The sequence below is a fragment of the Moorena sp. SIO4A1 genome, assembly GCF_010672065.1.
Lineage (GTDB): Bacteria > Cyanobacteriota > Cyanobacteriia > Cyanobacteriales > Coleofasciculaceae > Moorena.
Window position 1 is genome coordinate 24,754 of sequence record NZ_JAAHHX010000055.1, and the last position, 18,388, is coordinate 43,141.

Below are 18,388 nucleotides of genomic sequence, written 5' to 3' on the forward strand. Positions count from 1 at the left end.
GAATCTCTCCTGATCCAGGAGTAAAATGGTTGTTCTCCAGTTACAGTAGAGTGTAAGACCAAGAACTCGCTACCATAAGACTGGCCATAGGAGAGTAGCAATGGTAAATTTTGGGTTTAATTCAGCTAGCCTTTTGGGCATATTATTAATGCTTGCCGGAGCAGGACTCTATTTCCTGCGCTCGGTTCGTCCAGAACTAGCCAGAGACCATGATATCTTTTTCACTGTGGTCGGGGTAGTTTGTGGCTTTATTCTGGTGACTCAGGGATGGCGACTCGATCCGATTTTGCAGTTGAGTCAGCTGTTGTTGAGCGGTACAGCAATATTTTTTGCTGTGGAAAGTCTGCGGTTACGGGGCGTTGCCACCAAAAAAGCCCGGGAAGATGCTGGTTTTGAAGACCGTCAGCGACCAGTTAGCCGTAACTATTACCGGGAAGAACCACAAGAGGCTAATGTTTATGATGAATACGATGAACTAGAGCCGGTAGAGCAGCGATACTCCAACCCTCGCTTGCGGCCCACAGCAGATTCCAGGGAAAGGCGCACAGACCGTTATGAAGTAGAAACCCGTCGTTCAAGGAGTCGAGGGAGTTTAGAGGAATCCAGGCTAGAAGAGCGATCGCGTAAACGCCGCCCTCGTTCTAATGGTCAGTTTTCAGAACGACCTAGAGAGACCTGGCAGGCTCAGTTAGATAGTGATTGGGAAGACAGACCATCTCGTAGTAGACGTTCTCGTCCTTCGGAACAATCTGTGGAACGACCTGTAGAACGATCTGTAGACACTTGGGAAGCTAAGTTAGATCGGGATCTAGACAGAGATCTAGACAGAGATCTAGACAGGGATAGGGAAGACAGACCCGTTCGCCGTAACCGTTCTCGTCGTGAATCTACAGAAAACTATGACTCAGGAAACTATGACTCAGAAAACTATGACTCACAGATAGCCTCAAGGGAAAGAAAGCGTCGTACCACCCCAAGGGAAGAAACATCCTCTAACTACTCAGACCAAAGTGATTATGTGGATTACAAACCCATCGACCTGTCTGAAGAAGATGATGAGCCGTTAGGACCTTTTGAGTACTAAGAAAACTAGCTATCAGCTATCAGTGATCAGCTATTAGCCATTAGCTATCAGTGATCAGCTAATGGCTGAGGGCTGAGGGCTGAGGGCTGACCACTGACCGCTGACTGCTGACCCCTTAGCCCCCTATGGTATCAAAACAGCGAGGTATTCGGAACAGAAGTTGCTAGACCCTAGGTCTTGTGTTGGATCTAGCTGATGGGATTGACCTTTGGTCACGCTACGCGATCGCATTCAACAAAAACTATCCTCTTGATCCATTACACTCCCGACTCCCGACTCCCGACTCCCGATTCCCGATTCCCGATTCCCTGTTCCCTACTCCCTGCTCCCTATTCCCTACCTACCACCAAATCCCACAACGCATCAATACCACTGCCCACATACTCTGAATCCTGGTGTTGTTCAATCCATTCAATTACAGTAGGGAGAACATGATTAGATGTTTTGCCCAAATCGCCCAAGCCATAGGCTGCCCTCCGACTCACATAAGACTTATCATCCATTAGTTCTGCTAGTAGGGTGCTGACTACAGTTTCTGAGCTATTGCCCAAATTGACCAAGGCTTCCGCTGCCCTGACACGCACATAAGACTCATCATCCTGAAGTCCTGCTAGGAGAGCATTGACTACCGTTTCTGAGCTGTTGCCCGAATAGCCCAAGGTCAGGGCTGCGTTCCCACGCACACCATCATCATCATCCATTAGCCCTGCTAGGAGGGTGCTGACTACCGTTTCTGAGCTGTTGCCCAATTGGCCCAAGGCATAGGCTGCCCTCCAACGCACAAAATAATTATCATCCATTAACCTTGCTATTAAGGCGCTGAGTACCGTTTCTGAGCTGTTGCCCAAATAGGCCAAGGCATGGGCTGTCTTCTGACGCACAACATAACTATCATCCATTAGCCTTGCTAGGAAGGCGTTGACTACCGTTTCTGAACTGTTGCCCAATTGGCCCAAGGCTATGCCTGCAACCACAAGTACATCAGAATCATCATCGATTAGCCTTCCTAGGAGGGCATTTATTACAGTTTCTGAGTTGTTGCCCAAATTGCCCAAAGCTATGGCTGCGCTCCCACGCACAGAAGAATCATCATCCATTAGCCTTGCTAGGAGGGCATTTATTACAGTTTCTGAGCTGTTGCCCAATTTGCCCAAGGCTTCCACTGCCTTCTCACGCACAACAGCATCATCATCCTTTAGGCGTGTCAACAATGTTGTAATTACCTGATCTTTTTCCCCTAACTCGTGTCGATACTTCAGCAATCGTTCCTCATCAATTAAATCCGATTGATCCTTCAACATCTCTAGAGCTTGTATCTCAAAATCCGTTTCATACAAACTACAAATTATCTGATAAACTTGTTGGTAAACCCTCTCGCCAACCCGCTTCTCACTACTCACCTCAAACTCAACCAACCGCTCTAAAATTTCTTCCACTAAGCCACTATCAGTACTCCGTAAATTTTTCGGGTCTTCCGCCAAACAATTACCAGCAAACAACAAATCCCGATGTAACCACTGCTCATAGTTACTCTTATTAGTCAAAACTGCCCGAATTGCCTTCGCCGCATTTTTCGGTTTTTGTTGTGCTATCAGCAATAGTAACACTTCGCGCCAATGGGAGTCATGTAAATGCTCCCGAATATGATTCAAAACAATATCGAAATCATACTCATTCTCGGCTTGATAGTTAATCTCCTGAGCACACAAATATTCTTGAAACGTCTTATGGACAAAACCATAACAATCTTGCCCTTGTTCATTCAATAAACCAGTGCGCTTCTGGATCAACTCTACAAACCGTTTTGCCTCTTGCTTAGCTTTATACAAATCCACCTGCTTCAAGGTTTTAATCTGCTCAGCCAATTGCTTAATCAACTCATCTTTGTCAATTAACGTGCCACTGTCGTTATCTTCAGCATCTCCCTGAGTATGAATCCAATAGGCCAACCATTCCATCAATCGGCGTAAATCATCCAAGCTCAAATAGCTCAACCACTTATCACTACTTAATTCTTTATTAGCATCCCAAGAGGTTAACAAGGTTTCCACTGCTTTGTCATAAAGCTTATACCGTTCCTTGGGCAATACCGCTTGATACCGATGAATTAATGCAATAATTGTCAACAATAACGGATTCCGTGCCAATAGCTTAATCCGGTCATTATCATCCAGAGCCTTTCGTAAACTCTCCTTGCGCCTTTGAGCTTCTGCTTGGTCTTGAAAGCGACTGTTATACCAGTTATCAATAAACGCGGAAATCTTGCTATCATCAAAGGGTTCAATTTGATAGTGGGGAAATTCCTCAGTGCGGAAAAAATCCCGGCGATAACCAGCCGGTCTAGAGGTAATAATAGCGCGATTTCTGTCAAACTGTCCCAAAAAATTCTCGATGCGCCTGACTACATTATTGCGTTTAGCCTCTTCTGCTACTTCATCCAAACCATCCAGCAATATCAACGCCCTACCATCAGACAACCAATGCTCAAAAAATCCCACTGGTAACCGTTGCACTGACATGCTGTTTTCCGCAAACCCACGAGCATAGTCGATCAGGTTTTTATCGAGATTTATCCCAAAATCTCGCATCCTAATTAAAATCGGTAACCAGTCCGTATCACGATCTAATCCTAAAAGCTCAGGCTTGCTCTCAGCCAAGATTACTGCAAAATAACTCATCAACGTGGTTTTTCCAGAACCAGGCGCACCCAATATCACCACTCGTCTCGACTGACTTTGGCTCAATAGCTGCTGAGCTAAGAATTTCCTACCAGTCGTCTTTCTTGACAGCGCCCTTTCCGGTTTTTCGGCACTTTCTGCTGCTAAAAACTCCCGCTCCCAAGCGCCAGCAGTTGATACCTCTTCCACCACATCGGGCATTACAAAAATTTGCGCTAACTTCTCCGATTTCTCTACTTCTTGCCCAGGCACAGCAATGCCAGCAAATTTAACATCATCAAACCAGTTAGCCAACTGCTCACAATAATCCTGTTTAGCTACCTGAAATTTTAGATAAGTAACAGTATGCTCAAAATAAGCATTAACAAATTTTTCTATCCAAGTCGTGAGACTATCTTGATTTAGTTTAATATTAGTCGTTTCTGCTTCTTGTAGAAATACTCTGATTAAAATCTCCCGATCAGGCTGCCCTTGATTAATTAACGGTTTCTGTAATTCTGCTAAAACTGCTGCATTAGTAAAATAGCTCCCCAAAAAATTTTTAACTCCATTCAATCCATCCGGGGGAGCGTGAAAAAATAATAGCTGGCTCGGTTCCAGTTGTTTTTCCCATTCCTTAACTGCGTCTTCTCCCGCTTTGATTGCCTTCTCTACATCGTTTTTAGTCAGAGCTTTAACTATACGCTTCCCTGCTTCCCCCGCAACAGTACCTAACAAAGGTGACGCTATTTTCGATAGTTCCAAACCAGCTAAAAAGGAGAATGGTTCCATAATTTATAGGTAATTATGTTCGATGCTATTAATTATAGCAATTTAGGGAGCAGGGAGTAGGGAGTAGGGAGTAGGGAGTAGGGAGTAGGGAGTAGGGAGTAGGGAGTAGGGAGTAGGGAGTAGGGAATCGGGAATCGGGAATCGGGAATCGGGAATCGGGAAAAAATCCTGTGCAGCTCACTAATAGTATGATAAACGATAGAATTTATAAATTATAAATTATAAATTATAAATTATAAATTATAAATTATAATTTATCAAAAAATGCGATACTCTGAAATAGGCGCTATGGGATTTACCTTAGGCTACGCTACGGGATGCTCGGTACGATCCGCTACGCGATCACTAATACAAAAATAACCAAAAAAAACTAAATTAATATTTTTTATATATACCCCAAAAATAAAAAAAATAAAAAATACTTGACAAAATAAATAATTATTTATTAACATAAATATGTCACCAATACAACAGCAAAACAACTTATGGACATCGAAAACTTTCTCCAAAATTTCGAGTATAACCCCAACAATCCTAATCTCCCTGAATCATTTGGCCAACCCCAGCCAGGACGGAAGCAAATCAAACATATATTGATCGGTTCTCCCAAAATTGTGCGGGTCACAATCTATAGCCTTTATAGCCGTGGCTACGCCCAAGTTGATGAGTGGAGCACTCCTCAACCTATCGGAAATTCTGGTGAAGTGATCAGTATTTTGATTCGACATCTGTTGGTAGATTAAGATAGCAACTTGCCAGGGATGCCAATCCCTGGAGACAGGTCAAAATTCAGGATAAAGTACGAAGTCTAAAACATAAGTTTGTATGTTGTTGATTGGGATAATTTCCCGATGAATTGGTGAACACATAGTCAAGAACCCTAGGGCTCTTGACAATTACAACAAATAATTCGGTCAAGGATTGGAATTAACCAGAACTTGACCGAATTTTTTTATTGTGATGAGGGAACAGGGAACAGGGAACAGGGAGTAGGGAGTAGGGAATCGGGAATCGGGAATCGGGAATCGGGAATCGGGAATCGGGAATCGGGAATCGGGAATCGGGAATCGGGCAGTAACGCACCACTGGGTCAAGCAGCTTTAATGACATGCACTCACATCACCCACAGCACCCATAGTGGTAATGCAATAGTTTTTCTAACTCTCCACGTTAAACACTCATATCACCCCTGGTGTTAATGCAATAGTTTTTCTATCCGACCACCCTCATAACCCTCATTGCCCTTACAACCCCTGACGTTAATGCAATAGTTTTTCTGGCTGACCACCCTCATAACCCTTATAACACTCATGATGCTTTCGATACTTCTCACCCACCCCTTGCATCTTTTAAAAAATCGTGTTAAAATAACAATATCGTAAACACAATGGTTTTACCGCCATGATGATTTCTACCGCACAAGCCGCTGAATTACTAGGTATCTCTGCCACTCGCGTCCGTTTCCTGTTGAGCAAGGGCAGAGTCAAAGGAGCTTATAAGGTCGGTAGAACTTGGGTAATTCCCTTATTTGATGGCATGCCAGTGGTCACCCCTGGTACTCGCGGACCAAAGCGGAATTGGTCAAAGCGCACAAATTACACTAAGGCCGTCATCCACGTGAATCAAAAAGTCATTCGCCAAAATCACAACACTGGCGAACGCAATCCGGTGATTACCGTAAAACGAGGCTCTAAAAACACTTACGGTCATACTGTCGAAGTCAATGGCCCCTGTCGGGTGATGTATCGCCCAGATGAGCCTCTACATTGTGGAGCACGGGTATGGATTGAGACAATTTCTGACTTTAAGGTGATCGCCTAAGCTGTTGTGCATTTGACTTAGACTCAGTTATAAAAAAGTAAGCATTAATGATAGCTGATAGCTGATACGCGACACGCTGATAGCTGAAAAACCATCAAACCCTATCCCCCTGTTCCCTACTCCCTACTCCCTGCTCCCTTGTAGTTAAACCAAACTACTCCCGACAGATCAAGCTTGCCTGGGTAATTTCTTCCAATTCAACCGCTTTCAACAATCGGGACCAAGCCTCAGCAAACGTAGCATTTTGTAGATTACTACAACGAAGTTTAGCTGCTTGATTCAAGGCATCATACCAAATGCCATTTTCAGCATAAACTGTCATTAGCTTCTGCTGTGAGTTTGTTGTATCTAATCGATGCTTAAACTCTGGCAATTCAACCCGTTTCAACAGTCCTCTAATAAACAAAACCGAGTCATCGTAAAACGAGTCTGGGGAATTACAATCAACGATCAGATACCAGCGATACCACTTACCAACCTTTAAGGAGTAGGGAATAGGTATGCTAAACACACCAGACCGACTTGGCAAAGTAACAGGGAGATATTTTGGAGCAAGCTTGGTGTTAGTTTTTGAATCCTGCAAGGAAAATTCCCCAGAAAGCCCCCTCTCAACAGGTTCAGATTGATAGGAAACATGAACCCAGATAGTCGGAGACTCATTAACTGTCAATCCCCTACTATCTTTAGCGATCACAGGAGTCATCCTAAGGTTTCCTCCCATTTCAGAAACAGCCATAGGACAATATCCACGATTACCTGTACCTCGCCTACGTCCGCTCGGCGCATCACCTGAATAATCTGGCTGTTTAAACTCTACTGCTATAGATTCAGCCCTATTGCCAGTGGATTCCATCAATTGCGCTTGTGCTGGGTAGCTAGTGAGAGTCGTCAGAGCAAACGCAATCCCATAAAGCAGTTTAATTTTAACCATTGTCAACTCCGATGCTTTTGCCAAGGAAGATGCTGGCTGGGTCTCAGAAGTTCCCTTTTTGCATCAATCCTAGTTTCACATCTGATTGGAACATGGTGTATAACGTACTACCAAAACCATACCCACCGAAGTAAGCACCAATACCATTGCTGATGGCACCAGCGGTATCCAACCCCCTTGCAAAATAAACAGATAACAAATGCCATACAAAGCACCAAGTGCCACTCCCGTCGAGATTACCAAGCCACTTAGGAAATGCATACCCCTAGCCTGGCCTGAGCGGAATCCCATTACCAAACCAATTACACTTCCTACCACAGACCAACCCCAAATCCACAGCACTTCTCCCGATTCTGACCAAACCCACAACAAAGGTCGATTATCCAGAACCGCACTCAGGATTTGACTTACCATATGTCCTTGAATCACCACTCCTGGTGTTCGCTTCTCGCTCAGGGACTGACTGGCACTGTAAGGGGTGAGCCAGTAATCACTACTGGTATTAATTGGACCGGCTATACCAACAAGAATAATCCGACCCTTCAGTTGGGACCTGCGCTGGGGCGGAATCTTATCATTGAGAATATCGCCAACATTGACTGTTAGTGCAATATCTTCAGGAGAGCGACGGGAACGGTAATTTAGCAAGATTTGTCTACCTGCTGCATCCACTCTGTGGTAGCCACCGGTATCAGAATTTAATTCCTTCAGCACAACAGTTTTACCGTTACCCAAATGTGGCGCATCAATCCACAATTGCTGATTTGATGTGTAGCCCCATTGGATACCCTTAGCATTTAGATAGTATAGGGCTAGTAGCAGGCTAAGGTTATTCTTAGCAGTACACTTATCAGTCAGGTCTGGTGAGTTCAGAGATAACAGATGGCGACGGAGGATTCCCCCTTTGTCAGGTAAAGCATCACTAAAACTAATCCGATCTGGCCGAATTTCCAGGGGTGGAGAAATCCCTTCGGTGTCCCCAGCCTTAGCATCTTTAACTTTACAGATACCAAATAAATTCTTTTGTCCCAGGTAAGTTGCTAGTTTAGGGTAAGCTGGATCCACCGGAAAATCACGATAGATATCTAAGCCAATCGTGACTGGTTCATACTCCTGGAGTTTCTCAAATAGCCGAGTAAGAGTATGGTCTGATAACGATGCCCCATGCTTGGGTTGCTGTTCCTGATTTTTAATATCCTCTGGGGTAGCCTTAACAATCAACAGACGCTCGTCCCGCATTTCATAGGGTCGTTGTCGCATCAGTTTGTCAAAAGCTTTTAGTTCAAGCCCTTCCAATAGTCCCAACCACCGCAATCCCATTACCAAAGCCATGGCGAATACACTAGCCTTGAGTAACAAAACGCGATCGCACCATAGTAAACGAATCGGAAACGAATGGGATGGTTTGTCGGAGCTAGTTTGGTCTGAAGGAGTAGGGGAGGTACTGGGCAATGAAGTTTGACCCTTTGTTACAGCCGATCGCATCATGTGTTGACCCTCTGAAGAGGTTTGTGACCCATGAGCCTGACTGGAGCTACCTGAAACAGAAGGGAATTGATTGCGATCGCGCAACTGTTGCCAAGTCGGCGGAACAACAGCCGGATTTTGGCAAATCACTGGTAACCAGCTAGCACCAGGATAGTTATCTTCCCACCCTTGCAACCGTTCCCTAGCTTCCCGCACTGCCAAATATAAGGATTTTCCACCAGCAAATGCCGTTAAAAAGGACTTCAAAAACTCCTGTGCCACTCGATCGGGCACCGGCTCCCGCATCACAATCAACTGAGGAATATGTAAATCAGCCAATTCCCGTGCCAATCCCAAGCCATCGCAAGAGTTGAAAATTGCCAGTCTCAAACCACAGGTAATAGCTGTTCTCAGAGCATGCTTTAACTGGGAAATCGTTAAGCTATCAGTTTGATTAATACTTATGTAACCGGTTTTAGCATCCGCCCCACTCCCGCTATGTCCCGCAAAAAACAGGATATCCCATCCCTGTTTATCCCAAAGCTGGTGGTTAAGCTCTTGGCGTTGTGGCTGCACCACAAAAACAGTTTCCGCCTCTGGTAACTGCTCAAGTAAAGCGCGGTCTTTTTCAACCTCAATCCCTTCACTATTTCCTAAAATTCCTAATACCCTAACCTGACCCGTTGACTCTCGAGCTGGCGTTCTGACTCGCTCATACTCTTGGCTACTCAACGCCACTTCTGTCAGCGGGTAATCTTCAAATAAACGCCACAAATGCCAAGGCAATCGTCGCACTTGGTCATCTTCCGCCTCGATAATCACTCTAATTTCCTCAGACGGCATTAGTTTAGTTCGCACTCGCCGTTCAATCTTGTGAAATTCTTCAGCATTGAGCCAGGTATTAATTTGCTCTTCTAACTGTTGAGACAGATTCCTAAACTCAGCTTCTGAAACATTAGTGATACTAACGTCATGAATTTCCAGACGGAGATCGCACCTGAAGCCTCCGTAGAGTGCTGCATACATTAATTGCCAGCGTTTGTAGAGTTTAGGCAGTTCCGGTGCAGCAGGCAAACATCCAGTAAACTGAATCGGATTACGATGATCTGTTTCCCAAAGTTGAGCGATAACAGTAGGAAAACCTTCCTGACAATTTCCATTTCCCAGTTTTAAGACTACTAACTGACTCATCGATACAGCGGTTTGCAATTCAATTAAGTACAAAGTTCTGGGTTTTTAGGGAGCAGGGAGCAGGGAAAAGGGAAGAGGAAAGAGTGAAAAAAATCCTGTCTACCTGATAGTTAGGCAACCCACTGTTTATAGGGGTCTAACCATTAAAACTCTTGCGATGCTAATGTAACATTACTTACTTGTGTTTGTCAACTCCTAAATTGGTGGTATAAAAATGCTATAGTGTAGTTTTAAGATTTTATATCTAGATTGATATCTAGCTTGATCCACAGCTGACTGATTCACCATCAAGGGATATCAGAAAAGTCAGCTTTTAACGCAAACATTAGTTGTCACGTGACCGTAATTTGTGGTATACTGTAAAGCTAGTGACTAAAAAAGTATGGGCGATTAGCACAGTGGTAGCGCGCTTCCTTCACACGGAAGAGGTCACTGGTTCGAACCCAGTATCGCCCATGGGTAAGCATATGCGCACTTATCACAGGCTAGAAGCCTGTTCCACCCGCACAGAATGCATGGGTAGGGTGGGCAAAACCTTGCCCACCCTACAGGTAGCGTTAAATTGAGGGATTTGCGTAAGTCCTATCTGACTTCTAGCTAGTTTGTGGCGCAGGCTTCAACGCTGCGACATAACTCAGATTAAATGAATTCTGACCTGTTTTCTTCAATAGCTGTTCGCGTAGCGTACGCGTAGCGCTTAAGCTGACTACTTACACTCAAACAGTTAACCAAACCGAAAGGTCTCGTTGAATCAAATCTTGGAGTTTGAGGATATCATCACGATAAAATTCCAGCAACTGTTGCCGTTCCTCTTTAGAAAGAGCAGCTTTTTTCTTATCAGTTGAGTTCATGTTAATTAGCGCCAAACGAACAGTTTGCCTCACCTCTAGCGGAACGATGTACTTTAGTCCAGAAGCCACCATAGTTCTGAAGGGATTTTGTTTCCGCAACAGATCATTAACCAATTTTACTTTAGGAACTTGAGCCACTTGAGCTTTTTTGGATACATCCGGGATAAACGTTTCATCTACTCCAATGAATCGATACATATCCTGGAGCAAAGCCACGGAATTTTTACATAAATCATCGTACAGATAAACTTTTATTTTATGTCGATTAAACTTTTCAAAAAAATGTTTCAGTTGATCATTATATAGTCCTTTTTTTAGGGTAAACGACCCCTTAGAGCGAAACTTAAGCTGTTCCGATAATGGTTGAACCTTACCCGCTACATCCGTCGCTTCCCGAACGTGCATTAAATAATCCGAATAAGCTCGGTCTATGGGATTTCGGAGAATAGCAATTAGTTTAACATCGGGCAAATAACGCAATATTAGTTCAGAAGATGATTTATAATGAAACAAATAGTTAGGGGATGCTTCACCAATCGCTATTTCATCCTTAACGTCTTCGAAAAGTTTACAATATTTTTCAAAGGTATCAATTCGATTTTTGTTAGGAGTTATTAGTTCTGGAGGCAACTTTCCCCAATCTTTTTCAAAAAAATTGGTTTCCTTAACCGGACTCATATAAACTTGAGGGTGTTGCGTTAAGTAGTTATAAATCGATGTTGTTCCTGCCTTCTGTACACCTATAATTAAAAAAGTCGGTAATTTCATTTTATTTCTGGTCATAGGGAATAGGGAATAGGGAATAGGGAATAGGGAATAGGGAATAGGGAATAGGGAGTAGGGGTAATAAAATTTAATGTACCTCGTACCCTATAAAAATGTTTCCCATCTCCCCATCACCCCATCACCCCATCACCCCATCTCCCCATCACCCCATCACCCCATCTCCCCATCTCCCCATCTCCCCACACCTCCCGACTCCCTAATTAAGGTAGTTCACTTATTCGCTTCAACCCAGCAGAGTCCTGGTCGTACTCGTCTAGGTCAACGGAAATCGGCTCAACATTCCAGATGTTCTGACCATACTCCCGAATCGTGCGGTCTGAAGAGAATTTGCCCATATTCGCCGCATTAATAATCGACATCCGAGTCCAGTGATGCTGATCCCGATAGGCTTGGCTTACTTGCTTCTGGGTATTCACATAGGACTGGTAGTCTGCCAAAAGCAGGTACTCATCGCCGTACAGTAGGGAATCCACAATTGGCTTAAACAGGTTAGGATTACGGGGATAGAAGTACCTAGAGCCAATCTGATCGATTACCTGCTTGAGCTCTTCATTGTTGTTATAGTATTCTTGCGGGTTATATCCCTCAGCCTTGAGAGCGTATACTTCCTCAGTAGTTAAACCAAACAGGAAGAAGTTGTCTGCTCCTGCTTCTTCTCGGATTTCAATATTAGCACCATCCAAGGTACCAATCGTTAACGCTCCATTCATGGCAAATTTCATATTGCCAGTTCCAGAGGCTTCCTTGCCAGCAGTGGAGATTTGCTCTGAAAGGTCGGCTGCTGGGTAAACCTGCTCTCCGAGGGAAACCGAAAAGCCTTCTAAGAAAACTACCTTGATGCGATCGCTTACATCAGGGTCATCATTGATCACCTCTGCTACTGAGTTAATCAACTTAATCACCAGTTTAGCCATGTAGTAACCCGGTGCTGCTTTGCCAGCGAAAATAAAGGTTCGGGGCAAGATATCGATAGAGGGATTTTCCTTGATCTGGTTGTAGAGAGTAATGATATGGAGTACATTCAGCAACTGACGCTTGTACTCGTGAATCCGCTTGACTTGGACATCAAACAGGGAATTAGGATCAACCTTAATACTGTTGTGCAGCAGAATATAATCCGCGAGGTTTTGCTTGTGCAGCTGCTTAATCTTGCGCCAGCGATCGCAAAACTCAGCATCATTAACAAACTGCTCTAACTGTTTGAACTGGTCTAGATTAGTAACCCAACCCTCTCCAATTTTCTCAGTAATCAGTTCCGACAATTGAGGATTACTCAGCAATAGCCACCGACGGGGTGTGACCCCATTGGTCATATTAATAAATTTATTTGGCCACAATTCATAGAAATCTCGGAGCACATCCTTCTTCAGCAATTCCGTGTGCAGTACTGCCACCCCATTAATAGCATGGCTACCTACGCAGGCTAAATGAGCCATCCGCACAGACTTATCAGGTCCTTCTTCAATCAAGGACATTCGTCTGAGCCGGTCATTATCACCTGGATACTTGGCACGCACATGATCCAAGAAGCGACGGTTGATTTCATAGATAATTTCTATATGCCTCGGTAATAGTTTCTCAAATAGGCTAACTGGCCAGCGTTCCAAAGCCTCTGCTAGCAAAGTATGATTAGTATAACCAAAGGTGTTCCTAGTGATATACCAAGCTCGATTCCAGCTCAATTTGTACTTATCCAAGAACAACCGCATCAGCTCCGCCACCCCAATCGATGGGTGAGTATCATTTAGCTGAATCGCAATTTTTTCATGGAACAGGTCAAAATTGCTATTAGTTCGTCGGTAATTATTAATAATATCCTGAAGAGAACAGCTAACAAAGAAATACTGCTGCTCTAGCCGTAGTTGCTTCCCTTGGGAAGTGTTATCATTGGGATAGAGAACTTTCGAGATATTCTCGGAATAGATCTTTTCAGTCACAGAGCCAGCATAGTCACCGCTGTCGAACACCTCAAAATCAAATTCCTCACTGGCACCAGCACGCCACAAACGCAGGGTATTGACCGTATTTTTCTTGTAACCAGGCACTGGTATATCGTAGGGAGTACCCAAAACCTGCCACTCCGGAACCCAACGCACCCGATAGCGCCCTTCATCATCCTTGTAGGATTCTGTCTTACCCCCGAAATTAACCTCAACCGTTAATTCTGGGCGTCGGATTTCCCAAGGGTTGCCGAAGCGTAGCCATTTGTCAGGACGTTCAACTTGAGCACCGTCAATGATCCGCTGGTCAAAGATACCGAATTCATAACGGATGCCGTACCCAACAGCAGGAATTTCTAAAGTTGCCAGGGAGTCCAGGAAACAAGCAGCCAAGCGTCCTAAACCGCCATTCCCTAGACCAGGCTCAGCTTCCAGGATTTTCAGGTCATCTAGCTCCAGCCCAGATTCGTGGAGAGCTTGGCTGAGCCGATCATATATTCCCAAGTTGAGCAAGTTATTAGTGAGCTGGCGACCCATCAAAAATTCTGCTGACAGGTAATATACCGTCTTAGCATTTTTTCTAGTATAGGTTTCTAAGGTTTTAATCCACCGCTGAAGTAGCCGGTCTCTTACCGTATAAGCCAGAGCCATATAGTAATCGTAGGGTGTAGCCAAAAACTGATTTTTACCCTGGATATAATAAAGATTATCAGCAAAGGCTCGCTTAAGGGTTTCCACCGACATACCTGTACGGTCATCTTCTACCTTAACCTTGATTTGTTGTGTGAGGTTGGTAGCTTCCTTCATAGTATGGCTCATCCTGACCAAAAACTTGTCACTCCATTATGAATTCTCTTTGGTGAGAGAGTAAGGATGGACGGTCATTGGTGAATTATCATTCTCTGTAGTAAAATCACCAATTTGTAACACACAGTTCCTACTTGAGTTGATTTTCCTGCAAAGACTGGATCAGAAACAGATTCAATGGGTCTTGACTAATCTCTTTCACATAAGACTCACTGAGATAGGAAGCATATTCAGGTTGTTTAGCAATATAGGTTTTGAAAAAAGCGGTACTAAGTGCCATCAGGTAAGGACGAGCGATCGCAGGATCTGGCCCAATCAATTCAGGTGGAACCGGTAAGACACCCTCTCCTTCCCCACCCAGGTAGGAAAAGTGAGTACCTGCTTCTGTCACCACTAGATAGTTTTCTGGGGTAGTTAGCCAGCTGAAAGGGGTAATTTGTTGTTCTACAGGTGGCGCAAAGATGTCTCTGATACTAGAGACCATCATGACCGGAACCTGAATTTGTGACATCCCGGCTTCACCAAAGATCGGGTTGCTGAGCGGATTAACAGCAATCACCGCTTTTACCCGTTCGTCTCCCAAATTATAGTCTTCTGGGGGTAGTTGAGTACCTCGACACTGGAGTAGCAGGGATACATCTAAGGATAAATTGTTCTGTCGAGCAGCATCACACTCACTAGTAAGCTGTTCAAAATTGAGCTTAGCTCCTCCTAGAGCAAGAACAGTATAGCCTCCGAAGGATTGACCAATTACTCCCACCTCTTCTAGATTGAGCCTACCAAACTTACTCGGGTCAGAATTAGCTTTAGCCGAAAGTTCATCTAACAAATACTTCACATCCAGAGGACGATGGATGATCGCAGTAGGATTGAGGGGAGTTGCGAAGCCAGCAAAGATTTGATTAATGCGTTCGGAACTAGTACCAATATGCTCCGGGACCGCAACCGCAAAACCGTAAGATGCTAAATGTTTCGCTAGATAGGCAAAGGTATTGCGGTCTGAAGCCAAACCATGGGAAATAACCAGAGTTGGAATCGAGCCTCTTATTGCTCCTTGGTCTGAATAGTTAGGTAGATAAATATCAACGGGAAACGAAGCTTGACGCTCAGAGTTATAAACCTCAAAGGTTTCTTTACGCCAACCTATTCCTCCAGAATTCCTAAGATCTGCTTGTGCTGAGAAATTAAACGATCTTGAGCCTTCTCCCTGTAGTTTTGCCCGATTTTTAATGGCACTAAAGACAACATCATTTACCACAAATAGCCTTGATAGCTCATCAGTAACATCAGAAATTAGTTCCACATCCAGGTAAATAGTTTCTAGGGAAAACTTACGCAATACATTAATAACGCTCAAGCCTTCTGGATCCGAAGCTGCCGAAACTAAAGCACCCCGCAAGGGATAGAAACCATTGCGATTAAAATCTGCTTTTATTACATTCCCTAATCGGCGCAGTAAGGTTTTACCCACCGGTAAGCGAGTAAACAAATAAACATATCTGGGAGAAATATTAAATCGACTATTTAGTAGAATCCGCAGTGCTGCTAATTGTGTTGGTGTAGCAAAGTTGGCATAATAGGCAAATTGCCTGGTCATTGTGCCATCTTTAGCAAAAATTTCCAAGTCTTCAATCCCAATATTAAATTGTCCAAAGGGAGAAACGAAGAAAGTAATTCGCTCTGCTCCTAAAGCAGGAATTGCACTGAATGTAGATACTAGACTCAAGCCTAGGGATAGGGAAAAGCGAGTTAACCACTGGCGCAGTGGGTTATAATGAAAGGATTGGGTGCTCACTTTAGCTGCTCGGGAAAGACTAGGGGAGTTGGTAATAGTTAAGGGAAAACCTGTGACAAGATCATTAAACATGTACAAAGCTCTCAAGACCAAACTGAAACTGAACAACCAACACAAAACCCTGATGGCACAACATGCTGGTTATTCTAGATGGGTCTAAAACTGGGGACTAGGGCGTGTTTTCAAAGTTTTCCGCAAGATATTAGATCCCCCCCAGCCCCCCTTAATAAGGGGGGAGCCATACTCGCTCATCCCCCTTTTTTAAGGGGGATAATGGGGTATCTCCGAGGGGGAGCCATACTCGCTCATCCCCCTTTTTTAAGGGGGATAATGGGGTATCTCCGAGGGGGAGCCATACTCGCTCGTCCCCCTTTTTTAAGGGGGATAATGGGGTATCTCCGAGGGGGAGCCATACTCGCTCGTCCCCCTTTTTTTAGGGGGATAATGGGGTATCTCCGAGGGGGAGCCATACTCGCTCGTCCCCCTTTTTTTAGGGGGATAATGGGGTATCTCCGAGGGGGAGCCATACTCGCTCGTCCCCCTTTTTTTAGGGGGATAATGGGGTATCTCCGAGTTTGAAGACACGCCCTAGCCATTTAGCAATAAGCTTACCATAAATATCATTATACTAGTTATAGTGTTTATTGCATTTATGAGGTACGCTTATCAAGCTCAAAGTCCCCCTTTTTAAGGGGGATTTAGGGGGATCCATTTGTCCCTCATGGAAAAGAGAATTGCTATAACAACTAAAACAGATAAATCCTCGGATATAACAAGGTTAATAGTAATGGGTTTACGGGAAAGACTACTTCGGCGATTTCAAAAACAGGAAAAACCAGAGGAAAAACCAGAGGATATCCAATCCCTCGACTCCCTCGACCAGACCTTAGAACAACTCGACCAGACCTTAGAACAAAAACCCCCTGGGCGAATTCAGTCACTACTGAGCAAATTACCCAAACCAGGAACTCCTAAGGACACCTCAGTAACGGTAAGCAATCCAGAACCAAGCAATACTGACAAAGTTAGAGGTAACATTAGAGGGATACTCAGCAAATTTAAAAAATCTACCACTGACCAAGACATCCCCCAACTGTCCGAAAACTCAGAACCAAGCAATACTGACAAAGTTAGAGGCAAGATTAGAGGGATACTCAGCAAATTTAAAAAATCTACCACTGAACAAGACATCCCCCAACGGTCGGAAAACTCAGCACCAAGCAACCCTGGTAAGATTAGAACACTACTGGACAAATTACAAAAAAACATCTCCCCCAATGACATCCAGAAAATTGACCAGAGCCTGGATCAGATGAACCGGGGGAGGATAAAAGAAATATTTCACAAATTGCTCCAAAATACCAAGCCAGAAGACATCCAAAAAATTGACAAGAACTTAGAACGGATGAACCGGGGAGCAATTAAAGAAATTTGGCCGAAAATTCAAGCTTTAGCTAAAATGGTCCGGGATCCTAATGCCGCTTGGAAGGGAAAAGCGTTAGCGATCGCAGCCTTAATCTATTTAATATCCCCCTTTGATGCCGTGCCAGACCTAATTACCGTAGTTGGATTAGCCGATGATGCAGCCTTGATCATTGCCGTAGTTTCCACCCTAGCTCAGGAACTAGAAAATTATATGGAAAGACAGGCAGAAAAGATAGCGGAGATAGAAGTCCGCAAGTACAATCGGATTGTCAGAATCAGTTTAATCGGCAGCATTGCAGCAGCCATTCTCGCTATTTTGGTCAAATATATCCTAAGTCATACATCATGATTAACCTCTATTCCTTATACCGAATTACCGTATTTATTCTGACTACCTATGGCTTAATACAGCTAATCATTAATCTGCTCAAGTACAAGCCATACTATGAAAAAGTTCCAGGGTTTATGAAAAAATACTTTCTTGAGCACGGGAGCATAATTTTAGGTAAAAAGCTCAACGAAAGTCGTCATGATTTAATCATAAATGGCTTACTGTTGCTTGTATTAGTAATGTTAAACATTATTCTATGGATTTTTTAATGGATAGTAAATATGAGGATTATTAAGTTTTAGGGAGTAGGGAGTAGGGAGTAGGGAGTAGGGAGTAGGGAGTAGGGAGTAGGGAGTAGGGAGTAGGGAGTAGGGAGTAGGGAGTAGGGAGTAGGGAGTAGGGAGTAGGGAGTAGGGAGTAGGGAGTAGGTAATGGGCAAAAGGCAAATTACCGATTACCGATTACCGATTACCGATTACCCACTAGTAGCTGACCGATAGTATGGGAAAA

The 18,388-nt window shown here is 44.0% G+C and carries 14 protein-coding genes, 1 tRNA gene and 1 pseudogene; 7 read left to right on the forward strand and 9 right to left on the reverse strand.

The annotated features are described in order from the left end of the window. Positions 1–100 precede the first annotated feature (100 nt). Positions 101–1,084, forward strand: coding sequence for a Ycf66 family protein (locus tag F6K53_RS27140; protein WP_293019449.1), 984 nt, complete (start codon positions 101–103; stop codon positions 1,082–1,084). 179 nt (positions 1,085–1,263) lie between these two features. Next, positions 1,264–1,473 (forward strand): hypothetical protein, encoded by a 210-nt coding sequence (locus F6K53_RS27145; protein WP_293082773.1) that lies wholly within the window; start codon positions 1,264–1,266, stop codon positions 1,471–1,473. Here F6K53_RS27145 and F6K53_RS27150 read toward each other — a convergent pair. Next, positions 1,414–4,533: a HEAT repeat domain-containing protein gene (locus F6K53_RS27150; RefSeq protein WP_293082775.1), complete on the reverse strand. Its 3,120-nt coding sequence runs from the start codon at positions 4,531–4,533 to the stop codon at positions 1,414–1,416. The two genes, F6K53_RS27145 and F6K53_RS27150, sit on opposite strands and share 60 nt — an antisense overlap. 28 nt (positions 4,534–4,561) lie before the next feature. Next, positions 4,562–4,714, reverse strand: a complete 153-nt coding sequence (locus F6K53_RS27155) for a hypothetical protein (protein ID WP_293082778.1) — start codon at positions 4,712–4,714, stop codon at positions 4,562–4,564. Positions 4,715–5,018: 304 nt separating this feature from the next. Here F6K53_RS27155 and F6K53_RS27160 point away from each other — a divergent pair, with 304 nt between their 5' ends. Next, a complete protein-coding gene (locus F6K53_RS27160; protein WP_293082781.1) occupies positions 5,019–5,276 on the forward strand; it encodes a hypothetical protein in 258 nt (85 codons plus the stop codon). A 184-nt stretch (positions 5,277–5,460) separates the two neighbouring features. Here the strand turns inward: F6K53_RS27160 and F6K53_RS27165 are convergent, their stop codons facing one another. Next, positions 5,461–5,643, reverse strand: a complete 183-nt coding sequence (locus F6K53_RS27165; RefSeq protein ID WP_293019454.1) for a hypothetical protein — start codon at positions 5,641–5,643, stop codon at positions 5,461–5,463. 291 nt (positions 5,644–5,934) lie between these two features. Here F6K53_RS27165 and F6K53_RS27170 point away from each other — a divergent pair, with 291 nt between their 5' ends. Further along, positions 5,935–6,354: a helix-turn-helix domain-containing protein gene (locus F6K53_RS27170; protein ID WP_293019455.1), complete on the forward strand. Its 420-nt coding sequence runs from the start codon at positions 5,935–5,937 to the stop codon at positions 6,352–6,354. 154 nt (positions 6,355–6,508) lie between these two features. On the opposite strand, the gene F6K53_RS27175 is transcribed toward F6K53_RS27170, so the two are convergent. Further along, entirely contained in the window at positions 6,509–7,285 is a 777-nt protein-coding gene (locus F6K53_RS27175; RefSeq protein ID WP_293082785.1) for a DUF928 domain-containing protein, read from the reverse strand. Positions 7,286–7,360: 75 nt separating this feature from the next. Beyond that, positions 7,361–9,976: a CHASE2 domain-containing protein gene (locus F6K53_RS27180; protein ID WP_293082788.1), complete on the reverse strand. Its 2,616-nt coding sequence runs from the start codon at positions 9,974–9,976 to the stop codon at positions 7,361–7,363. Positions 9,977–10,327: 351 nt separating this feature from the next. On the opposite strand from F6K53_RS27180, the gene F6K53_RS27185 reads away from it, so the two are divergent. Continuing rightward, a tRNA-Val gene (locus F6K53_RS27185) sits at positions 10,328–10,399 on the forward strand. Positions 10,400–10,659: 260 nt separating this feature from the next. On the opposite strand, the gene F6K53_RS27190 is transcribed toward F6K53_RS27185, so the two are convergent. The 3 genes from F6K53_RS27190 to F6K53_RS27200 form a co-directional block, all read right to left on the reverse strand. After that, positions 10,660–11,577 (reverse strand): sulfotransferase, encoded by a 918-nt coding sequence (locus F6K53_RS27190; RefSeq protein ID WP_293046586.1) that lies wholly within the window; start codon positions 11,575–11,577, stop codon positions 10,660–10,662. A 203-nt stretch (positions 11,578–11,780) separates the two neighbouring features. After that, positions 11,781–14,327: a glycogen/starch/alpha-glucan phosphorylase gene (locus F6K53_RS27195; protein WP_293045777.1), complete on the reverse strand. Its 2,547-nt coding sequence runs from the start codon at positions 14,325–14,327 to the stop codon at positions 11,781–11,783. Positions 14,328–14,457: 130 nt separating this feature from the next. Further along, the gene (locus F6K53_RS27200; protein ID WP_293071899.1) at positions 14,458–16,194 is read right to left on the reverse strand and encodes an alpha/beta hydrolase; all 1,737 of its coding nucleotides are present in this window, start codon (positions 16,192–16,194) and stop codon (positions 14,458–14,460) included. Between F6K53_RS27200 and F6K53_RS27205 the strand changes: the two are divergent. Both F6K53_RS27205 and F6K53_RS27210 read left to right on the forward strand, forming a co-directional pair. Beyond that, positions 16,193–16,279 (forward strand): annotated as a pseudogene (locus F6K53_RS27205) (helix-turn-helix domain-containing protein); the annotation flags it as partial. The gene F6K53_RS27200 and the pseudogene F6K53_RS27205 overlap by 2 nt on opposite strands. Positions 16,280–16,909: 630 nt before the next feature. Then, positions 16,910–17,896: a YkvA family protein gene (locus F6K53_RS27210; RefSeq protein ID WP_293045771.1), complete on the forward strand. Its 987-nt coding sequence runs from the start codon at positions 16,910–16,912 to the stop codon at positions 17,894–17,896. Positions 17,897–18,132: 236 nt separating this feature from the next. Here the strand turns inward: F6K53_RS27210 and F6K53_RS27215 are convergent, their stop codons facing one another. After that, positions 18,133–18,324 (reverse strand): hypothetical protein, encoded by a 192-nt coding sequence (locus F6K53_RS27215; protein ID WP_293082791.1) that lies wholly within the window; start codon positions 18,322–18,324, stop codon positions 18,133–18,135. Positions 18,325–18,388 lie beyond the last annotated feature (64 nt).

Excerpts from the sequence above, each read along its gene's own strand:
- F6K53_RS27140 (WP_293019449.1), top strand. The coding sequence starts at position 101 with ATGGTAAATTTTGGGTTTAATTCAGCTAGCCTTTTGGGCATATTATTA.
- F6K53_RS27150 (WP_293082775.1), bottom strand. The coding sequence starts at position 4,533 with ATGGAACCATTCTCCTTTTTAGCTGGTTTGGAACTATCGAAAATAGCG.
- F6K53_RS27160 (WP_293082781.1), top strand. The coding sequence starts at position 5,019 with ATGGACATCGAAAACTTTCTCCAAAATTTCGAGTATAACCCCAACAAT.
- F6K53_RS27165 (WP_293019454.1), bottom strand. The coding sequence starts at position 5,643 with ATGTCATTAAAGCTGCTTGACCCAGTGGTGCGTTACTGCCCGATTCCC.
- F6K53_RS27170 (WP_293019455.1), top strand. The coding sequence starts at position 5,935 with ATGATGATTTCTACCGCACAAGCCGCTGAATTACTAGGTATCTCTGCC.
- F6K53_RS27175 (WP_293082785.1), bottom strand. The coding sequence starts at position 7,285 with ATGGTTAAAATTAAACTGCTTTATGGGATTGCGTTTGCTCTGACGACT.
- F6K53_RS27190 (WP_293046586.1), bottom strand. The coding sequence starts at position 11,577 with ATGACCAGAAATAAAATGAAATTACCGACTTTTTTAATTATAGGTGTA.
- F6K53_RS27195 (WP_293045777.1), bottom strand. The coding sequence starts at position 14,327 with ATGAAGGAAGCTACCAACCTCACACAACAAATCAAGGTTAAGGTAGAA.
- F6K53_RS27200 (WP_293071899.1), bottom strand. The coding sequence starts at position 16,194 with ATGTTTAATGATCTTGTCACAGGTTTTCCCTTAACTATTACCAACTCC.
- F6K53_RS27210 (WP_293045771.1), top strand. The coding sequence starts at position 16,910 with ATGGGTTTACGGGAAAGACTACTTCGGCGATTTCAAAAACAGGAAAAA.